This window comes from Pseudomonas sp. G5(2012) (assembly GCF_000408945.1).
In the GTDB taxonomy this organism is placed as follows: domain Bacteria; phylum Pseudomonadota; class Gammaproteobacteria; order Pseudomonadales; family Pseudomonadaceae; genus Aquipseudomonas; species Aquipseudomonas umsongensis.
Window position 1 is genome coordinate 87,164 of sequence record NZ_APIO01000047.1, and the last position, 15,587, is coordinate 102,750.

The 15,587-nt window shown below is 59.4% G+C and carries 12 protein-coding genes; 1 reads left to right on the plus strand and 11 read right to left on the minus strand.

All coding sequences use genetic code 11. From position 1 onward, the window contains the following. Nucleotides 1–34: 34 nt before the first annotated feature. The 3 genes from PG5_RS16370 to PG5_RS16380 form a co-directional block, all read right to left on the minus strand. A complete protein-coding gene (locus PG5_RS16370) occupies nt 35–823 on the minus strand; it encodes an SDR family NAD(P)-dependent oxidoreductase (protein WP_020798225.1) in 789 nt (262 codons plus the stop codon). 140 nt (nt 824–963) lie between these two features. Then, complete coding sequence (locus PG5_RS16375; RefSeq protein ID WP_020798226.1) at nt 964–1,995, minus strand: hypothetical protein; 1,032 nt, start codon at nt 1,993–1,995, stop codon at nt 964–966. Between the two features lie 51 nt (nt 1,996–2,046). Beyond that, on the minus strand, nt 2,047–3,324 hold the full coding sequence (locus PG5_RS16380) for a cytochrome P450 (RefSeq protein WP_020798227.1): 1,278 nt from the start codon (nt 3,322–3,324) through the stop codon (nt 2,047–2,049). A gap of 173 nt (nt 3,325–3,497) precedes the next feature. Here PG5_RS16380 and PG5_RS16385 point away from each other — a divergent pair, with 173 nt between their 5' ends. After that, nucleotides 3,498–4,163, plus strand: coding sequence for a TetR/AcrR family transcriptional regulator (locus PG5_RS16385; protein ID WP_020798228.1), 666 nt, complete (start codon nt 3,498–3,500; stop codon nt 4,161–4,163). 143 nt (nt 4,164–4,306) lie between these two features. On the opposite strand, the gene PG5_RS16390 is transcribed toward PG5_RS16385, so the two are convergent. The 8 genes from PG5_RS16390 to PG5_RS16425 form a co-directional block, all read right to left on the minus strand. Then, nucleotides 4,307–5,911 carry an NAD(P)/FAD-dependent oxidoreductase gene (locus PG5_RS16390; protein WP_020798229.1) on the minus strand — a complete coding sequence of 535 codons (1,605 nt, stop codon included), beginning with the start codon at nt 5,909–5,911 and terminating at the stop codon, nt 4,307–4,309. A gap of 97 nt (nt 5,912–6,008) precedes the next feature. Further along, on the minus strand, nt 6,009–6,830 hold the full coding sequence (locus PG5_RS16395) for an SDR family NAD(P)-dependent oxidoreductase (protein ID WP_020798230.1): 822 nt from the start codon (nt 6,828–6,830) through the stop codon (nt 6,009–6,011). A gap of 33 nt (nt 6,831–6,863) precedes the next feature. After that, nucleotides 6,864–7,682 carry an enoyl-CoA hydratase/isomerase family protein gene (locus tag PG5_RS16400; RefSeq protein ID WP_020798231.1) on the minus strand — a complete coding sequence of 273 codons (819 nt, stop codon included), beginning with the start codon at nt 7,680–7,682 and terminating at the stop codon, nt 6,864–6,866. Further along, entirely contained in the window at nt 7,679–8,650 is a 972-nt protein-coding gene (locus PG5_RS16405; RefSeq protein ID WP_020798232.1) for a hypothetical protein, read from the minus strand. Before PG5_RS16405 ends, PG5_RS16400 begins: the two co-directional genes overlap by 4 nt. A gap of 47 nt (nt 8,651–8,697) precedes the next feature. Further along, entirely contained in the window at nt 8,698–11,229 is a 2,532-nt protein-coding gene (locus tag PG5_RS16410; protein WP_020798233.1) for an RND family transporter, read from the minus strand. Between the two features lie 35 nt (nt 11,230–11,264). Continuing rightward, nucleotides 11,265–12,395, minus strand: a complete 1,131-nt coding sequence (locus tag PG5_RS16415) for a YCF48-related protein (protein WP_020798234.1) — start codon at nt 12,393–12,395, stop codon at nt 11,265–11,267. 95 nt (nt 12,396–12,490) lie between these two features. Beyond that, nucleotides 12,491–13,849, minus strand: a complete 1,359-nt coding sequence (locus tag PG5_RS16420) for a DUF1329 domain-containing protein (protein WP_020798235.1) — start codon at nt 13,847–13,849, stop codon at nt 12,491–12,493. A gap of 30 nt (nt 13,850–13,879) precedes the next feature. Then, nucleotides 13,880–15,541 carry a DUF1302 domain-containing protein gene (locus PG5_RS16425; RefSeq protein ID WP_020798236.1) on the minus strand — a complete coding sequence of 554 codons (1,662 nt, stop codon included), beginning with the start codon at nt 15,539–15,541 and terminating at the stop codon, nt 13,880–13,882. Nucleotides 15,542–15,587: the final 46 nt, after the last annotated feature.

Consider the following 15,587-nt stretch of genomic DNA (forward strand, 5'->3'; position numbering starts at 1 on the left):
CGGCGCAGGCCGCCTTCGCGGATGCGCGACATGATTAATGGCCCTTGAGGATTTCTTCGACTTTGGGCAGTGCGATCATGGTGGCGCCGCCATCCACCAACAACGACGTGCCGGTGATGTAGGAGGCCTCGTTGGAGGTGAGAAACATCACGGCATTGGCAATGTCGGCGGACTCGCCCAGGCGCCCGACCGGGAAATGTGCGGCGAGTTTGTGCGGCAGTTCATCGCCCAGGGTTTCCAGCATGTGGTCAGTGCCAATCAGCCCGGGCTCTATAACGTTGACCAGAATATTCATGGCGCCGAACTCCACCGCCAGGCCGCGGGCAAAGGCGTTCATGAAGGCTTTGCTTGAGCCATAGGCAATCAGGCGTGGTGTGTACTTGCGGTTGGCTTCACCAGAGGAGATGAAAATCAGCCGGCCTTTGTCCACCGCTTTGGACAGGTAGGGCGCGCTGTCCTTGGCCAGCCAGAACAACGACTGGATATTGCTGCGCACGATGTGATCGAAGGTGTCATCGGCCATTTCGGCGATCAGCCCGTGACTGGTGTCAGCGGCGCAATGCACCACGATATCTAGGGAGCCAAAATGTTCTACGCCGCCCTGCACCATTGACTTGATCGCCTCGCGATCGGCGATGTCGCCACCGACCAGGCAGGCTTCACCGCCCAGGGACTTGATTTGCTCGATTGTTTCTTTGCCGTATCGAGGAGTGCGTGCCGACACCACCACTTTGGCGCCCTCGCGGGCATAGGCCAGGGCAATGGCGCGTCCCATGCCTCGACCGGCACCGGTGACCAGTACGACTTTGTCGCGGAATTTCATCGTGATTCCTCTTTATTGTTATGCCCTGTAGGAGCGAGCCTGCTCGCGATAAACCTGAGAACACCACGGGGTGTCAGACATCACGCGGTATCCTTCACGTCCATCGCGAGCAGGCTCGCTCCTACAGGGGGTTCACAGGTTTACAGGTCCTTGCCTGGAACGTTACGGGCCGAGCCGTTACGCCGGTCCGACTCGCCCCAGCCCAGCCAGTGCGAAGGCTCGCGGGTATCGCCAACCCGACGCCAACGCCCTTCCTGCTGAGCCGTGACAGGGAAACCGCCAACGAAGTCGATCATTTCGCCCTTCTCGTCAGGCAGGAATTCCCACTCTTCCTTGCCTTCCAGCACGATTTTGGCCGACTTCAAGAAGTAGCTTCCGTCCTTGTGCTCGGTGTGCCCTTCGATATCGGTGGTGACCCGCACCTCGCCTTTTTCATTGTTGAAAATGGCGTAACCCAGGTGGTCGTGACCGACCATGAAAGAACCGGTATCCCACGTGCCGTCTTTATAAACGGTGACAAAGGACCACCAGATCACATGCTTGTTGTTGTTTACTACCAGGTCTTTCTTGAAGTGGATGGCGCCGCCTTCAGCCATGTAGAACTGGTCCAGCGCCATGGCGCCTTTTACCGGACGCCCCTCGCAGACACCGGCGATATCCCACAACTGTGAAACGTAGAACGTGCCCCACTCCACACCCGGCAAGTACCACTGCAAACCCGGTCCGAGCAGACGACCTTCGAGGTGAAACAAGCCTTCTTCTTTCCAGGTCAGGCGTTCACTGCTGGCCGTGATTTCCCAGCCATTACCGGCTTCACCCGGTTGGCTGGCCCAGCGTGCGGTATCACCTTCCAGGCTATGCACAGGCAGTGGCGTCAGCGCCTGGCGGGCCATTTTTTCGTGGTCCATGCGCAGGTGGACGTTGTCGACGTGGTTGTTCAGGTAGTAGAACTTGGTCGGGTTCGGCGTGCCATTGGGCGCCATCAGCGACCGCACAAATGAATAGATATTGCCCTGCTCATCGCGCACAGAGCCGAACGGCGAGCTCTTGCTCAAATGCAGGCCGAAGAAGCCGCGCTCGGCAGACATCGAAGCGCCAGTGACCTTGTGCGGCCCGACCAGTTGCTGGAAGCCGAAATCACCGCGTTCTGGAATGGTTTTGAACGTTCTCATACTGCCCTCTGTTGTTTTTATCAAGGCCTGGAAACGGATTTGAATCGTGGTTCAGTCCCAGATCACCGGGAGCGTCGACACGCCACGCAGCTGTGCACCGCCGATCTGCGGTACGGGCTGGGTCGGGTCGAGACGCAAGTTGGGGAACAGATCGAGGATCGCGTTGACCGCGCAGCTGATCTCGACCTTGGCAACGAACTGACCGATGCACATGTGCGGGCCAAAACCAAAACCAAAGGATGGTTTTGGCTTGCGGTCGATATCGAAGACATCCGGGTTTTCAAACGCTTCTTCGTCGCGGTTGGCAGACACCACCATGCACTGGACGAATGAGCCCTTGGGAATCTTCACACCGTGAAATTCCACTTCCTTGGCGGTTTCGCGCACTTTGAAAGTGGCTACCGGTTCAAAACGGGTAGTTTCGTCCATCAGCTTGCCGATCAGTGAGCGGTCGGCCTTGACCCGCTCGAGCAAGCCGGGAGTTGTGAGCAGCAAGGTCATCACCGAGCCGAACATGCGCGTGGTGGTTTCCCCGGCCGCCGGCAACAACGAGCGAGTAAAGGTGATCACTTCATGGTCATCCAGCGTGCGCCCTTCGTATTCCGCGCGCAGCAAACGACCGACCACGTCATCGCCCTGGCTGCCCTCGGCGCGACGTTGCACCACGACTTCGGCCAGTGCGTCGTAAAGACCCTTGACGGCGATGCCGGCCTGACGCCGCGCTTCGACCATCTTGCTCGGGTCGATCTGGTTGCCGCCGACAATGGCCAAGGCCCAGGCCGCATATTGTTTGTACTTGGACGGTTCATCCGAGGGGAAGCCCATCAAGGCGTACATGATGCGAATCGGCAGCTCGAGGCCGAACTTCATCAGGTCGGCCTTCTTTGCCGGCAACATTGGCTGGATGTACTCCTCGCGGATCACCTGGTCGATCTGCGGGCGCCACTTGTTCACGGTCTCGGGCATGAATGCCGGTTGCAGCAAGGCGCGCACCTTGCGGTGTTCGTCACCGTCCATGGCCAGAATGATCAAGCCATCGAAAAACGCGCCCAGACCTTCGGCAATAAAGCCGCTGGTGTAGGTCGCACCATCGCGCAGAACAGTCATCACGTCCTGGTATTTGAACAAGGCGAAGGTCGGGCGAGTGCCCTGCTGGGTACCGGCATTGGTTGGCACCCCGAATTGAGTAATGAAATCGCCTTCATAGATGGGTGACTTCAACCGTTGCTCGCGGCACACCGCATGAATATCCAGGTCAGTGCCGCGATACATTTCCGATACGGCGGAATACGCGGTGGCCAGGTCCAGTGCTGCGCTTTCGTTGCTCATCAGGTTCTCCTGTCTTGTTTTTATTGCTCTTGCACACCAAGATTGCCCGGCTGCCAATCCATGGTATGCGGTTGTGTCTGCACCGGTACTGCGCTTCGTTTGACTCTGGGTCAAACGATGGCGCCCGGGTATATGCTTCAAGGTGTGACCCCATTCAACAGGAGGAGTACGAGGTGGCGGTGAAGGCAGGAGAAGGTGGCGAACAGGGCAAACGCAATACGATGAATCGCCTGCTCGCTGCTGCGCGCGTGGAGTTCGCTAAAAAAGGCCTGGCCGGTGCGCGCGTGGAAGAAATAGCCCGGGATGCCGGGGTCACCAAGCAACTGGTCTACCACTACTACAACTCTAAGGAAGGGCTGTTTGTCGCGGTACTGGATGAATCTTCGGACAACATCATGTCCGAGCTGGTCAACCTCAAGGTTGAAGAGCTGCCACCGCCTCAGGCGATGCGCACCGTGCTCAATCACTTCTTCGACCAATACCGGTTTGACCCCTTCCTCGGCAGCCTGGCGCTGGAAGGCATTCGCTACCACGACACCCACGAAACACCGCGTAACCATTTTCTTGAAATGGCACCGAAGCTGATCGCCAAGCTCGACGCGATCCTGGTCCGCGGAGCCGCCAGTGGTGATTTTCGTGCGGACATCAACCCGCGCTTGTTGCTGGCCAGCGCCTCACTGGTGACCACAGGCTGGTTCACCAACCGCTACTCCATGTCTGCACTCGCAGGCCTGGACACTGACTCGGCAGAAGGCATGGCCACCTGGCGCCAGTACTCGGCAGATTTTGTCCTGGCGAGTATTTCGTTGGGTGCAAAAAAAAACGCTGACAGCGTTTAACGACTATCAGCGCGTTGCATAAACACGATCTCTTTGTGGGAGCGGGCCTGCTCGCGAAGGGACAGGTACCTCCAGGATCACCGCCACCTGACACTCCGCCTTCGCGAGCAGGCTCGCTCCCACAGGTTTTATCTATCGACGGCTCAGTTGCCTTTTTTACTCAAGTACTTGCTCACCCGCTTGGCCGCCAACCGCCCTGCCATGCCGTTGACCCCACCGCCCGGATGTATGCCGGCGCTGCCGAAATACAGCCCGGCCACCGGTAAGGTATCGCCGCCCAAACCGTACGCTGGGCGCATGGTGCTCGAACGCATGGAGGTCGTGTCGATATGCACCACGCAGCCATTCACCGTGTTCAAGCGCGCGGTAAAGTCCGGGGCGGCCTCGATGTGACGGCCAATCACCTGCCCTTCGATCCCTTCAATGTAGTCATACAGCTGTTCTTGCACTTGGTCGGCTACCCGTTCACGCAATGCGTCCCAACCCTCGTTGGGGTTCACCGGCATGACCGGCGGATAGATGTACAGTACATCCTGGCCGGCTGGCGCTTGTGAGGGATCGGCGGCGCTCGGTGCGGCCACGGTGATGTAGGGCAACTTCGGTACCTCGCCTCGGGCGCAAGCGGCGAAGTTTTCCAGCACCGCCTCTTCGGTGCCGATCAACATCACGGTTTTACGCAGATCCACACCGTCGCCGCGAATGGCAGCAAAACGTGGCACGGAAATCTGCCCACGCAAGGCAAGATCCACCTTCAGTGGTCCCGAGCCCTTGCCGTTGGCTGGTGCCATGGCGATGCGGGTGAGCAAGTGTTGGGGGATTTCACCACGGGTGACCATATCCAGCGCAGGCTTGGGGTGACAGCCGGCAATGACCGCGCGGGCCATGAACTGGCGACCATCCGCAAGTTTCACCCCTTTGATCCGGCCATCCTTGGCAACGATTTCACTGACGCTGGCCGACACCAGCACCTGACCGCCCAGCTCTTCCAGACGCGCCTGCATGGCGTTGCTCAACTGCTGCATGCCCCCAAGGACACGACCCACACCAAAACGATGGAGGAAACCGAGCAAGGCGTAATAGATGCCACCGCCATCGGCGCTGATATCACCTGCCAGACCGGTCAGTGCACACATCGCGGATATGGTCACCGGATGCTCGAAGCGCTCACGCGCCGCTTGCAGCGCGGATCCCGTCATCAGTGCCATCAGTTCGGGCTTCAAGGCTTTGTGTTTGATCGCGGTGCCGAGCATCTTCAGCTTCACACCCAGGTTGGTCTTCGCCGGGTCGACGCGCATCATCGGCAGCGCGATATCGAGGAACATGTCGATGACCTTCATGAACTCAAGAAACGCCTCGGCGTCCTTGCTGCTGAAGCGGCGAATCTCGGCAGCGGTTTTCTCGCGATCACGCCAGAAAATCAGCGACTGTCCATCTGGATGCAGGTACACATACCCCGGCGCGAGCTCCACCGATTTGAAACCGTGGCGCTCCAGCCCGAGCTCCGCCGGCACGTGGGAATGCACACGCATCGACATCATGTCCAGGGCACAGGGGTGGACCAGGTGCTGCGGTGCTTCGGGTATCAGATAGCCCGATGACGCCATGCCGCCGACCTTGTCCAACGCTTCGAGCACCAGCACTTTCTTGCCTTCCATGCCCAGGTAACAGCCAGCCGAAAGGCCATTGGTGCCACCGCCGACGACGATCACATCGAAGTCGGTGTTTCCCGCTTTGTGGTTCTGATTCATCACTTGCTTCCATGACGTAATTCAACCACGGCGGCGCGCGGCGGCTGTGGTGGCGAAGTACAACCCCAGCGCACCGGACGGTGCACCGAGGCAAAGGTTACATGCCGGTGCGACCCATCTGCGCGAACAACGCGCGCATCGCAACCAGGGATGGCGTGTGGCTGCTGAAACCACCGTCGGCGACCAGAGTGGTACCCGTGACGAAGGAGGATTCGTCACTGGCCAGGAACGCCACCACATCGGCGATCTGCCGAGGTGTACCCAGCTCGGCGGTGCAGTGGTTGTCGCGCAGGATGTCGAGCAAGGGTTCAGGCATGGCGTGTTCCGAAGGCGCCAGGCCGATCTGCACGGCATTGCCGCGAATGCCTTGCTTGCCGTACTGCGAGGCCACCATGCGTGGCAGCATCATCAGCCCCGCCTTGGAAGTGGCGTAGCCGGTCAGGGACATATCGCCCTGCATGCCCAGACCCGAGGTGGCGAAGATGATCGAGCCCTTGCCGTTCTCCAGCATGACCGGAATCACATGCTTGGTGCACAGCACGGCGCCACGCAGGTTGACCGCGATGGCGCGGTCCCAGGCCTGCATGTCGAGGTTGACGAAATCACGGTCCAGCTGGCGTTGCTCGGCATTCAGGATCGCCGCGTTGTTGTGCAAGATGTCGATACGGCCAAAACGCTCTTTCACCTGGGCAACCATTGCCCGCACGTCGTCTTCCGAGGACACATCGGTGGCAATCGCCAAAGCCTGATGGCCCTCGGCGACCAACGATTGGGCAACGGCTGTCGCCCCCTCGAAATTGATATCGATTACGGCAATACTCGCGCCATGGGATGCCAGTACCCGTGCGCATTCGGCGCCCAGGCCGCCACCGGAGCCGGTAATAATGGCCACTCGTCCTGCCAGTTTTCCTGTACTCATGCCCTTATCCTTTTTGTTTTAGGGAGTGGCGCTTTATTCGCCGGTAAAACGCGGTTCGCGCCGTTCGCTGAAGGCCTGGGCCGCTTCGCGGGCGTCCTTGGTCGGGGCCAACAAGGCGAACAGATCAAGCTCCAGGTCCAGGCCACGCTTGAGATCCATTTCCAGTGCCGCCCGCGCAGCCTGTTTGACAAAGGCCGACGCGGTGGGTGGTTTGCTGGCGATGCGCTGGGCAAAAGCCCGCACTTCTTGCACAAGGTTGGCACTGTCACTGGCCAGTCGACTGACCAGACCAATGCGCTGCGCCTGCTCGGCGCCCACCCTGTCACCGGTGAGCAACATGTCCAGTGCCTGACCCGGTGCCACCACTCGGGAGAGTCGTTGCGTGCCGCCGCCACCGGGGATCAGCCCCAGACCGGTTTCTGGCAGGGCGAACACGGCATCGGGAGCGGCGAAACGGATGTCACACGCCAGCACCAATTCCAGCCCGCCACCCATGCAGTAGCCATGAATGGCGGCGATCACCGGTTTGGTGATGCCGTCCAGGGTTTCGATCCAGCGTACGTTTTCCATGCGCTGGCGAACTTGCAAGCTGGACTCTGGGCCGCGGCGTTCCTTGATATCGGCGCCCGCACAAAAGCCCCGTTCGCCTTCCCCGCGAATCACGATCACGCGAATGTCCGGATCCTGCTGCAACAACGCCAGTGCCTGCGGTACGCCCTGGCGGATCTCGTCGTTGATGGCGTTGATCTGTCGGGGACGGGTCAGTACCACCCAGCCCACCATGGCATCGCGCTCCAGGCGCACAGCCTCGTTGATCAGCACGGGGAGTTGCGGATTTTGCGCTGTGCTCATGCAGGGCACTCCTCGAACTCGAAGACCTGACCATTGAGTTCTTGTGGATCGATCTTGATCAATGGACGACCGCCAACGGCCTCCGAGGATTCGATCCACTGGAACCGCGTGCCGCGTGCGCGCAGATCTTCGGCCTTGGCGGCCAGGTCGTTGACGCCGATACGGATGTAGTACGGCCCCGGGCCCCAGTTGTTGACGTAGTGGCCGGCGTCGGTGTTCCAGTAGGTCGCCTCGAGTACATCGAGGGTTGCACTGTTAGGCACGGTGAACCCCATGTGCGCACGGCGGTAGCCTTCGCTGCGGATGTTCTCCACCGGCCCGCTCGGTTCCCAGTCGAGGTTGGTCGACACCTTGCGCAGGGTTTCGTCGAGGTCACGGACCAGGAAGCCACGGGCCGTCACGCGTACCATGTCGCCGGGTTTGAGATCGCGTGGTTGCACCGGTGGCAACTGGTAGGTTTCCGGCGGCATCTGCAATGGCTCGGTCGGCATGATTTCAATGCAAAGGCCACCGTCCACGGATGGCTGGTAGTACGGCTGCTCGGGAGTCGCACCGAGCCACAGGCGGTCGAACGGCATTTCCGGGGTGCGCTGTGCCATGCGGAACGGCAAGCGCCGGCGCATCAGTTTGTCCACCAGTGCGTCGAACTTGTCCCCGTGCAGGGCCAGCACGATGGAGTGAGTGATCATCGGCCGATGATGCCCCTGGAAATCTTTCAGGCTTTCCAGAAAGTCATGGAACAGCGGATCGCCGGGGTTCGGTCGATCCAGGTGCCACTGCGGTTCGATGCGTGTTGGCGACACCGCCAGGGATTTGTGTACCCGCAGAAAATGCGCGATGTACGGGTGATTGTCGAACGCCTGGCGCCAGCGTTCGTGCTTGTAGATCCCGAGCTTGTCGACCAACATTTCCGTCATGCCGTCCGGGTCCGGAACCATCATGTCGGCACTCATCAGTAACTCGAACATACTTCTCTCCTTGCAATTGCCAGCCTGGGCCTGTGCCCGGCTATTAGTCAGCGGGCACGCCGGGGTAAGGCGAGCTCAGTCAATGAGTGGGTCGGTGCGCCGGCTGCGGGCTTACGCGGTTCCTGCTGCGCGCGGGCGTCTTCGAGGTCCAGGGTCACTCCGGCCTTGGAGTTGCCCTTGGGATTGAGCAGGTAATGCGACAGGGCCGGGATCAACACCAGTGCACCGAGCATGTTCCACAGGAACATGAAGGTCAGCAGAATGCCCATGTCGGCCTGGAACTTGATCGGCGACCAGGCCCAGGTAATCACCCCGGCGGCCATGGTCAGGCCCACCAGTGCAACCACACGGCCGGTGAAGTCCAGCGAGCGGCGATAAGCCACCGCCAGGCTGCCACCACGCTCCTGCACCGCCAGTTGCACACTGAGCAGATACAGCGCGTAGTCCACACCGACACCGACCCCCACGGCGATCACCGGCAAGGTGGCCACCTTGAGGCCGATGCCCAGCCAGACCATCAGTGCCTTGCAGATAATCGTGGTCATCAGCAGCGGAATCAGCGCCACCAAGGTTGCGCGCCAGCTGCGGAAGGTCAGCAGGCAGAGCAACGCCGTGGCGCCATACACCGCCAGGTACATGGTGATGATGCCCTTCTCGACTTCGATATTGGTGGCGGCCTCGATGCCGGCATTGCCCGCGGCCAGGAGGAATTCCACCGGCTGTTCAGCGCCGACGACACTGTTGTTTTCCTTGGCGAATTCTTCTGAGACCTGCAACACCCGGCTCAGGGTGTCGGCCTTGTGGTCGGCCAGATAAGCAATCATCGGGGTCACCGAGCACTGCTGGTTGGTGATCCCCGGGGCGGAAATCATCGCTGCATCCACCGCCGAGTTGGTGATCGCCTGGTCACGGCTGATGCTCAGCCATTTCGGGCTGCCTTCGGCCATGCCGGAGCTGATCATCCGTACGGTTTCGGCCAGCGACTGGGTGGTTTGTACACCTGGTGTCTGACGCAGGCGCCAGGCCAGCTTGTCCATGCTTTGCAGCGACTGGTACAGGCGGCAGCTGTCTTCGTTGGTCTTCATGATGACCACGAACTGGTCACTGGAAAGCCCGTAATGGCTGGTGATGTAGGCGTTATCGCGGTTGTAGCGCGAATCCGCACGCAGCTCCGGTGCACCGGGGTCCAGGTCACCGACCTTGAGGTGCATCATCACCACACTGCCCGCCAGGGTCACCAGCAGCGACACGGCGATCACCGCGGTGGCCATCGGCCGTTCGGTGAAGCGGTCGAGGCCGCTCCACAGACGCCCTAGGAAACCTTTGTTTTCTGCGCCGGCCTGGTCTTTGGCGATGGCGATACGCGCGGCTTTTTTACTGACACCGAGGTACGACAGCGCCACCGGAATCAGCAGCAACTTGGTGAAAATCAGCACGGCGACACCGATGCTGGTGGTCAGTGCCAGGTCGCGGATCACCGGAATATCGATGATCACCAGCACGGCAAAACCAACGATATTGGTCAGCAGTGCGGTAAGGCCCGTGAGGAACAAACGGCGGAAGGTATAGCGCGCGGCAATGTATTTATGGGTGCCACGGCCAATGTCCTGAAGGATGCCGTTCATCTTCTGCGTGCCATGGGAAATGCCGATGGCAAAAATCAGGAACGGCACCAGGATCGAGTACGGGTCCAGCTCGTAGCCGAGGATTTGCATCAAGCCCAGCAGCCACACCACGCCCGCCACTGCCACGCTTACCAGCAACAAAGTGCTGCGCAGGCAACGGGTGTAGAAATAGACGAACAGCCCGGCGATCACCACGGAAGCGCCAAAGAACAGCATCACCGAATACAGGCCGTCGATCAGGTCGCCGACCAGCTTGCTGAAGCCGACGATGTGGATGCCGACCTTGTCGCTTTCCAGTGAGCGAATCTGTGCTTCCAGTTGCTTGGAGAAATCCCCGTAGTCCAGTGGTTTACCGGTCTGCGGATTGGTATCGAGCAGCGGCGCGACAATCATGCTCGACTGGCTGTCGTTGGCCACCAGGTTGCCGACAATGCCGGCGCGCATGATGTTGCGGCGCAGGGCCTTGATCGACTTGTCGCTGCCGTCGTAATCCGAAGGCATCACCGCACCGCCATCGATGCCCTCCTCCGTCACTTCTTTCCAGCGGACGATGGGCATCCACAGCGACTTCATCCAGGAACGGTCGATACCCGGGATGAGGTACAGGGTGTCGTTGACCTTCTGCAGCGCCAGCAAGTAGTCGGCGTCGTAGATATCACCGGTCTTGTTTTCGACCACCACGCGAATGCTGTTACCCAACCCCGGAAGCTGGTCTTTATAGGCCAGGTAATTCTTGATGTAGGGGCTGGAGCTGGGGATCATTTTCTCGAAACTGGCATTCACTTGCAGCCGTGTAGCAAAGAAGCCCAACACCACGGTGGCGAGCAAGCAGGCAATGACGACCAACATGCGATGCCGGAAAATCACCCGTTCAAACCAGCCTCCGGAGCTCTTGTCAAAGTCCTCCAGGTTGGCAATCACTGGCATCCCGCTGTTGAATTTTTGCTCGACCATTTTTTCTTTCTCGTAGGGGAATCGTGCCGACGGCGTCAGTTGGCCTGGGCGATATCGATGACCTTGGCGCCGCTAAAGCGCGTGACAACCAGGCTCCCAGCCTGGTTGGTGGCACTGGCTGCATAAACCTCACCCATTCGCGCATCCGCCAGCGGCGTGACTTGCAAACTCTGGCGATCAACGCTGACCAGTTGCCCGCCCTGGCTCACGACGATCAAGGCGTTGCCCTGCTCGACGATGCTGACCAGACTGCTATTGAGGTTGGTTTCCACGGCCTGCCATTGCTGCCCGTCATCGCGGCTGGCGAACAGATTGCCGCGCAGCCCGTAAGCCAGCAGCAAATGATCGTAGGCGCGGACGCCGAAGTAGGTGCCGGTGTAGGGCGTTTCGATTTTCACGAAACGTTGTTGCTGACGATCCAGGCGCATCAACAGCCCCTGTTCGCCGCTGATATAGAAAGTGCCCGCTTGCTGAGCCAGGCCATACAGGTGCATGCGCCGCTCATTGTCACTGCGCTCGATCCACGGCTCCCAGTTCTGGCCGTTGTCAGTGCTGTGCAACAACAGCCCGAAGGCACCCACGGCAAAGCCGTTGCCTTGTTCATCGAACATCACATCCAGAAAGGGTGCGGCCAATACGCCCGGGGTCGCCGAGGTACCGGCGGCCATTGCCACTTCCCTGACTACCAGGGCCGCGGATTCGTCGCCTTTTTCGGACCGCGGACCGTAGTAGGCATTAAGCAGTGTCAACAGGCGGCGCCCGTCGAGCTGCACTTGCCAGCTGTGACCGCCATCAGTGGTGTGCAGCACCAGGGCATCGTGACCGACGATCCAGCCATTTCGCTCATCGCGAAACCGCACTTGCACCAGATCGCTGGACACCGGACTGTCGACCTGCTGCCAGGTTCGTCCCGCGTCGGTGGAGCGCTGGATCAATCCGTGGAGACCGACGCTGATCATCGCATCGCCAGCCCTGGCGACCGACAACAAGGGTGCGGGCAGCCGCTCGTCCACCCGTTGCGCCGGTACGTCCAGCGTATCGGTGGAAGGCGCAGCCGCGCAATAAGCAGGCATCGCCACCAACGAACTGACACCTACGGTCAACGCAACCGCAAGCAGTAGGCGCGACTTGGAAAAAAGAACAGAAGCAGGGCAAGGGCTAATCATTATTTTTATTCCTTAACCATCCCGCATGGCAGAACCCACCTGTTCTACCCGCCAGGCTTGATGCGCAAACCGACGGGCAGGACAGGCGACTCACATCAGCGTTGAGTGACCCGGGCTACGATGGCTTCAGGGTTCATGTCGCGCTCGCTGAGCGGTTTGTCATAGAACTTGTAACCACCTTTGAGCCCATCGTTGAGCAACGCGTACATGCCTTTGTTGAAGTCATAAACGACGTTTTTCACGTTGTAGGGAATGTTCTTGTCGTAGAGCTGTACGCCACTGAGGAAGATCGAGCGATACAACGCGCCGCTCTTGTCCCAGGCGTCATACAGGCCTACACCGAAGGTGTCTTCATCCAGGTAATAGGTACGTTTGCTGTAGACGTGGCGCATGCCCGGCTTCAACGTCGCCTCCACGACCCACACCCGATGCAGCTCCCAACGCTCGTTGGCCGGGTTGGCGTGGTGCGGCATGAACTGATCTTCCTGCTTGGTACCGAAGTAGAACTTGTAGGCGTTGTACGGAATGTACATCTCTTTTTTGCCGACCAGTTTGTAGTCGAACCGATCCTGGCTGCCGGAGAACATTTGCAGCTCATCGAACAGTGTCACACCGCCCTGACTGGCCACAGGCGTATCGAAGGCGAACTCTGGCGCCAGCTTGACGCGACGCTGACCCGGGGAGTAGCTGAAGGAACGACGAGCCTTGGCCTGTGGGTCGAGGAAGTCGGTGAGCACCACGACTTCACCGGAGCGGCGCGCCGGATAGTCATTGCGCGAGAACACTCGGGCATACATCAGTGAATCACGATCGGCCTGGGAGACCTGGTAGTACGGTGTCTCTTCGAAGGTCGCTTGCTCAGCGGTCTTGGTGATCGAGCCATTGGCGTCCACCACCCAGCTGTTCGAAGAGGAAGTGGTTGAGTAACCGGTGCCGATCTTGTAGCGCACCTGCTGGTTCCACATCACTTCGTTGCCGGTCTTCGGGATCGGGAACGGCAAGCCGCCACGGCAGGACGGATCGACCGCCAGGCCGTCTTTCTGAATCGTGCAACTGCTGGCGTTGCGGACGGTGGCATCCAGCACGGCCTGGGGATAGGCGGTCGTACGGTGGCTTGGATAAATGTCGATGTAATACGTCGGGTACTTCTTGATGAGGGTTTTTTGCCCTTCACTGAGCTTGTCCGCGTACTTGTCGACGTTTTTGGCATCGATACGAAATAGTGGTTTTTCATCCTTGAACGGATCGACCCAGAACCCGCTGTCGGGTACGAAGCCGGCCGGTGCCTTGGTCAGGCCACCGTCATAGGCAGGGATGGTGCCCTCGGCGTTACCCGCCTTGATCGCCCCGAACGGGGTGAGGCTTTTGCCCAGTTCGGAAGCGTCACCGCCTGCCGCCAGGGTGTAGGTCGCCATGCTCATCAGGGCAATGGATAAGGCAAGTTGTCGTTTCATGAACACATTCTCCGATTCTTGTTGGATTTATCAGAAGGAGGTCTTGAAGGTAAATGCCAGCCAGCCGCGGTCGGTACCACCGACCGGACCGTTACCGGCTACAGTGCCGTTGGCCAGATGCTTGGGTTGGGCCTTGGTGTCTGCGTAACGCAAGCCGAACTCATAGAGTTGGGCATAAGTGGCCTTCAGGCCGACTGAGTAGGACAGCGCGCCTTCGTTACCGCCACCGGCAGTCGGGGCGTTGCCATGCAGGCCGTAGTTGACAGTCATTGGGACATCCAGGTCCCAGGAAGGCAGGACCTGAATGTACTGTGGCGTGTAGTTGACGGCAACTGCGTAGTAGTTCTTCGACGAGCAACCATCGGACTCATCGCCGGAGCCGGGGCTGCGAGGGTTTCTGGCATCGGTACAAGCATTCTCGCCAACCCCTTTGTACAACTCTTCGTGCTCGGTCACCCGATCCAGATGGCTGTACGCGAATTCACCAACCAGCGTGCCGTTGTTCGAAATAAAGTTACGCGGCACGCCGTAAACAGCGTTGGCAATGAAGTGGATGGTGTCACCGCGAGGACCTTCATCGTCCAGGGCACTGACGCCGGTGGCATTCAATGCGCCGTTCATCCGATAGGACAATTCGGTACCGACCGCCACAGTGTTGAAGACCCGGGCGAAGCTGAGGCCCGCGAGCTTCACGCCACGTGGGTAAATCACCCGATAGGAGCCCGCTGCTGCCTTGATTTCCGGGGCCAGCCAAGGCTGGTAATCGTCGAACTGACGGTAGTAGGCGCCGAAGGTCGATTCGATTTCTTCGACGTTGAGTTTGCCCATCACGCCCCAGTTCTTGCCATCACGCCCGAATTTCGAATCCTGACGTTGCAGGGTCGAGCCGTTGGCGGCCAACGGTAGCTGGTCCGGGCCTTCGAACAATGGGTCGGCACCACCAAAGTACGTGCCCCCGTAAGGTATGCGAGTCGGTTCCCATTCGTAGAAATACTGAGCGGCAACAGAGAGATGGTCGGTGAGTTGCGCCTTGGCCGATATTTGCCCGACTGGCAGGAACACTTCCTTGGTTTCGATACCAGGACTGGTCGAGGCTTTCACGCCATCACTTGGCGCCTGGGAATAAGACACGGCATGCGCGCCGATGAGCAGGCCCTCACCCCAGTAGTTGGTGTGGCGACCGGCTTTCACGTTGACCGGTATTTCGCCGACGTTGAAGTTTTTCCAGAGGAACGCATCGAGAATTTCGCCCGAAGGACCGTTCATGTAGCGGTCCACTTCACCGCTGTACTTGTTGTTGTGGTAGCTGGTCGCGAACCCTGGAATGTTGCTGTGGACTTTGTCGTCATCGTAGGCCTGGTCATACCAGCCGGCAGCACTGAGACGAGCACCCCAATCGTTGAGATAGGAAAAATCGAACTCACTAAACAGATCGAGACGATTTGTCACGATCTCGTTTCTATCGAACTTGCCGTCCGACTCGTCGTAGTTCGGCGTATTCATGATGTGGCTGTCTTGACTGTCGGTCCGCATCCCCAGGTTGTAACGGACCGTATTGTCCCAACGCACGCGGTAGTCTGGGTTCGACATGTCGAACGAGGCCGCCATCAAACCCTGTGCACTGCCAACCATCAACAGTGTCAGAGCACCTTGAGTCAGCACCCGCCGACCCTGTTTGGTCTTCTCTTTCATACACACTACCTTTTATTTTTATTTTCTGACGTTAAGTGCGTTCAAA

Excerpts from the sequence above, each read along its gene's own strand:
- PG5_RS16370 (WP_020798225.1), bottom strand. The coding sequence starts at position 823 with ATGAAATTCCGCGACAAAGTCGTACTGGTCACCGGTGCCGGTCGAGGC.
- PG5_RS16375 (WP_020798226.1), bottom strand. The coding sequence starts at position 1,995 with ATGAGAACGTTCAAAACCATTCCAGAACGCGGTGATTTCGGCTTCCAG.
- PG5_RS16380 (WP_020798227.1), bottom strand. The coding sequence starts at position 3,324 with ATGAGCAACGAAAGCGCAGCACTGGACCTGGCCACCGCGTATTCCGCC.
- PG5_RS16390 (WP_020798229.1), bottom strand. The coding sequence starts at position 5,911 with ATGAATCAGAACCACAAAGCGGGAAACACCGACTTCGATGTGATCGTC.
- PG5_RS16395 (WP_020798230.1), bottom strand. The coding sequence starts at position 6,830 with ATGAGTACAGGAAAACTGGCAGGACGAGTGGCCATTATTACCGGCTCC.
- PG5_RS16400 (WP_020798231.1), bottom strand. The coding sequence starts at position 7,682 with ATGAGCACAGCGCAAAATCCGCAACTCCCCGTGCTGATCAACGAGGCT.
- PG5_RS16405 (WP_020798232.1), bottom strand. The coding sequence starts at position 8,650 with ATGTTCGAGTTACTGATGAGTGCCGACATGATGGTTCCGGACCCGGAC.
- PG5_RS16410 (WP_020798233.1), bottom strand. The coding sequence starts at position 11,229 with ATGGTCGAGCAAAAATTCAACAGCGGGATGCCAGTGATTGCCAACCTG.
- PG5_RS16415 (WP_020798234.1), bottom strand. The coding sequence starts at position 12,395 with ATGATTAGCCCTTGCCCTGCTTCTGTTCTTTTTTCCAAGTCGCGCCTA.
- PG5_RS16420 (WP_020798235.1), bottom strand. The coding sequence starts at position 13,849 with ATGAAACGACAACTTGCCTTATCCATTGCCCTGATGAGCATGGCGACC.
- PG5_RS16425 (WP_020798236.1), bottom strand. The coding sequence starts at position 15,541 with ATGAAAGAGAAGACCAAACAGGGTCGGCGGGTGCTGACTCAAGGTGCT.